This is a genomic window from Salmonella sp. SAL03688 (assembly GCF_046551895.1).
GTDB classification, from domain to species: domain Bacteria; phylum Pseudomonadota; class Gammaproteobacteria; order Enterobacterales; family Enterobacteriaceae; genus Salmonella; species Salmonella enterica.
The window spans coordinates 1-235 of record NZ_JBGDVI010000092.1; the positions used below are offsets into that span (position 1 = coordinate 1).

The window sequence follows — 235 nt, forward strand, 5'->3', positions numbered from 1 at the left end:
GGACCGCTGGCAACAAAGGATAAGGGTTGCGCTCGTTGCGGGACTTAACCCAACATTTCACAACACGAGCTGACGACAGCCATGCAGCACCTGTCTCACAGTTCCCGAAGGCACCAGTCCATCTCTGGAAAGTTCTGTGGATGTCAAGACCAGGTAAGGTTCTTCGCGTTGCATCGAATTAAACCACATGCTCCACCGCTTGTGCGGGCCCCCGTCAATTCATTTGAGTTTTAAC

Annotated in this window: 1 rRNA gene; it reads right to left on the reverse strand. The window is 52.3% G+C overall.

Annotation, left to right across the window (positions count from 1 at the left end):
• Positions 1–235, reverse strand: a 16S ribosomal RNA gene (locus tag ACLJR2_RS23880); the annotation flags it as partial.